The organism is Nostoc sp., assembly GCF_035638895.1.
Taxonomy (GTDB): Bacteria; Cyanobacteriota; Cyanobacteriia; order Cyanobacteriales; family Nostocaceae; genus Nostoc.
The window spans coordinates 1-3,338 of record NZ_DASQZC010000048.1; the positions used below are offsets into that span (position 1 = coordinate 1).

General features: G+C 42.2%; 1 protein-coding gene. It reads left to right on the forward strand.

The annotated features are described in order from the left end of the window. Positions 1-386: 386 nt before the first annotated feature. A partial coding sequence (locus tag VE944_RS02140; protein ID WP_324971565.1) for an ATP-binding protein occupies positions 387-3,338 on the forward strand: 2,952 nt, incomplete at its 3' end.

The window sequence follows — 3,338 nt, forward strand, 5'->3', positions numbered from 1 at the left end:
AATTGATGCTTGGATTGGCTTACAAGCTGTGGATGAATCCTTGCAAGAAATCAGCGACAAGCTTTTGAAGCAAGATTTGCAAAACTGTTCCCACGGTCATGGTCATCATCATGAACATGGTCATGAACACCAAAAGCAAGGTAACTGTAAACATTAGTACAGGATATAGCAGTTCTCTGTTGAGTAGGTACTAAACCCCACCCCTAACCCCCTCCCCGCTTGCGAGGAGGGGGCTAAGATGCAACAATGCTCTCAAATATCAATATATAAATAACTTGGAGTAATATTTGTAACATCTCGTGAAAATATGCTGAGTTTTGTCACAAATATTACATAGCTAAACTTGCATGGGCATATTAAGAATGCTTATATTGCAAGAAAAAACAATGACAGCTACTTTATCTGGTTATCAACTCCTCGAAACTCTTCACTCCGGTAGTAAAACCGTCATTTATCGGGGACGGCGAGAAACCGATAATGCCTCTGTCATTGTCAAAACTCTCCTGTGCGAACATCCCCTCTTAGAAGACATAGCTCGACTGCGGCACGAATATCAAATCATTGAGCGTCTGCAAATTCCTGGCATTGTTAAAGCCTACGAGTTAAAGAATTATCAGCATGGATTGGCTTTGGTTTTGGAAGATGTTCCAGGTTGCTTGCTCCAAGAACTGATTGCAACTCAAACAACCACCTTAATTACTTTCCTCAAGGTAGGGATTAACCTAGCACAAATTTTAGGAGAACTGCACGCCCAACAGATTATTCATAAAGATATTAAGCCGCACAATATTTTAATTGACCCTGATTCTGGAGAAGCCAAACTGATTGACTTCAGTATCTCCTCGCGCCTTGATAAAGAAAATCCTACTTTGAGCAATCCTAATTTGCTTGAAGGTACGCTTGCGTATATGTCACCTGAGCAGACCGGCAGAATGAATCGGGCGGTTGACTATCGCACCGACTTTTATTCGCTGGGTGTCACTTTATATGAAATGCTGACGGGTGTTTTGCCCTTTCAAGCTGTTGACCCGATGGAGTTAATTCACTCTCACATTGCCAAAACACCAGCCGCACCTTGTAGCGAAACGGTGTGTCGCATTCTGGAAGATGTGCCAGAAGCGATTAGTGCAGTTATTTTTAAATTATTAGCGAAAACAGCAGAGGAGCGGTATCAAAGCGCCTGGGGACTAAAAGCGGATTTAGAGGAATGTTTGTTTCAACTTCAAACGACTGGAAAGATTGAAAACTTTGTACCGGGAAGACAGGATAAATCTGGGCATTTTTTGATTCCGCAAAAGCTATACGGACGCGGAGCAGAAGTAGCAACATTGATGGCTGCGTTTAAGCGTGTGGCAGGTGGTAGTAGCGAACTCATGCTTGTCTCTGGTTATTCGGGGATTGGAAAAACGAGTGTCGTCAATGAAGTTCATAAACCGATTGTGGGAGCAAGAGGCTATTTCATTGCAGGCAAGTTTGACCAGTTCAAGCGCAATATTCCTTATGCATCATTGATTCAGGCGTTCCAATCCTTGATTCAGCAATTACTTACCGAAAGTGAAGCCCAAATCCAAGTTTGGAAAGAGAAACTTCTAACTGCATTGGGAGAGAATGGGCAAGTCATTATCGATGTGATTCCCGAAGTCGAACTAATTATTGGAAGTGTGCCACCCGTAACACAACTGGGTGCGGCTGAATCTCAAAATCGTTTCAATCGCGTTTTTGGGCAATTCATTGGCGTATTCACGACCCAAGATCATCCTCTGGTTGTTTTCTTGGATGATTTGCAGTGGGCAGATTCGGCATCGCTGAACTTAATTGAGCTATTGATGACAGATAGCGAGCGCAAATATTTATTGTTAGTCGGTGCGTATCGGGATAACGAAGTATCGCCCACCCATCCGCTTATGATGAGTTTGGAGAAGATTCAATCTTCTGGTGCGGTGGTAGATAACATTGTCTTGTCACCATTGCAATTAACGGATGTGGAAACGTTAATTAGCGATACGTTGAATGACACAGAAGCCAGCAAGCCACTAGCAGAATTACTGTTCCACAAAACTGGAGGAAACCCTTTTTTCTTAACGCAACTGCTGAAAACTCTACATCAAGAAGACTTGTTAACGTATGAGTTCCATTCAGGAGTATGGCAGTGGAATATCCAACATATTCAAGCAATCGGTCTTACTGATCTGAATGTGGTTGAACTGACGGCGAGAAATATTCGTAAACTGTCTCTAGAAACGCAAGAAGTACTCAAACTGGCTGCTTGTATTGGCAACACGTTCAATCTGGATGTATTAGCGATCGTTAACGAAGCATCTTCTTTAACAACTGCGGCGCAATTGTGGTCAGCCCTGCAAGCTGGGTTAATTTTGCCGTTAAATCAGGATTACAAGATTCCCTTAGCGTTTAGCCAGGAGGAATCGGGCGGAATTAATTTAACAGATGTCAAGGTTGATTACAAATTTTTACATGACCGAGTGCAGCAAGCAGCGTATTCTTTGATTCCCGATGAGCAGAAGAAAGCAACGCATCTAAAAATTGGTCAATTACTGCTGCTAAATACTACATCAGAAGAACGCAAAGAAAATATATTTGCTTTAGTTAATCAACTCAATTATGGTGCTGATTTACTGATATTTGAAACAGAAAAATATGAATTTGCTGAACTCAATCTGATCGCAGGTCAAAGAGCAAAAGCAGCTACAGCACATGATTCTGCCATCAAATATTTGCAAGTCGGTTTAGGATTGTTAGCAGAAGATAGCTGGCAGAGTCAGTATGAGCTAACATTAGCACTGCATGAGGAAGCAGCAGAAGCAGCTTTTTTAAGCGGTGATTTTAAGGGAATGCAGAGATGGGTTGACGTAGTGCAACAACAAGCCCAAACCCTACTCGACAAAATTAAGGTCTATGAAGTCCAGATTCAAGCTTATGTGTTGCAGAACAAACTAATAGAAGCAGTTAATACGGGGCTACAAACTTTAAAGCTGTTGGGGGTAGAGTTTCCCGAACAAGTGAATGTCTCAGATATTGAGCAGGGATTGCAGGAAACTGCGGCAATTTTGACTGGCTTGCAAATTGAAGATTTAGTTGATCTGCCTCAAATGAGCGATCGCTATAAATTAGCAGCCATGAGACTTTTATCAAGCATCTTTGCGGCTGCATACATTGCTGCTCCACAACTGGTACCCTTGACGGTGTGCAAACAAGTAAATTTATCTGTCCAATATGGTAATGCTTCGGTGTCTCCGTTTGCTTATGCAAATTATGGTCTTCTCCTTTGCGGAGTTGTGGGAGATATTGATTCGGGTTATCAGTTTGGTCAATTGGCTTTA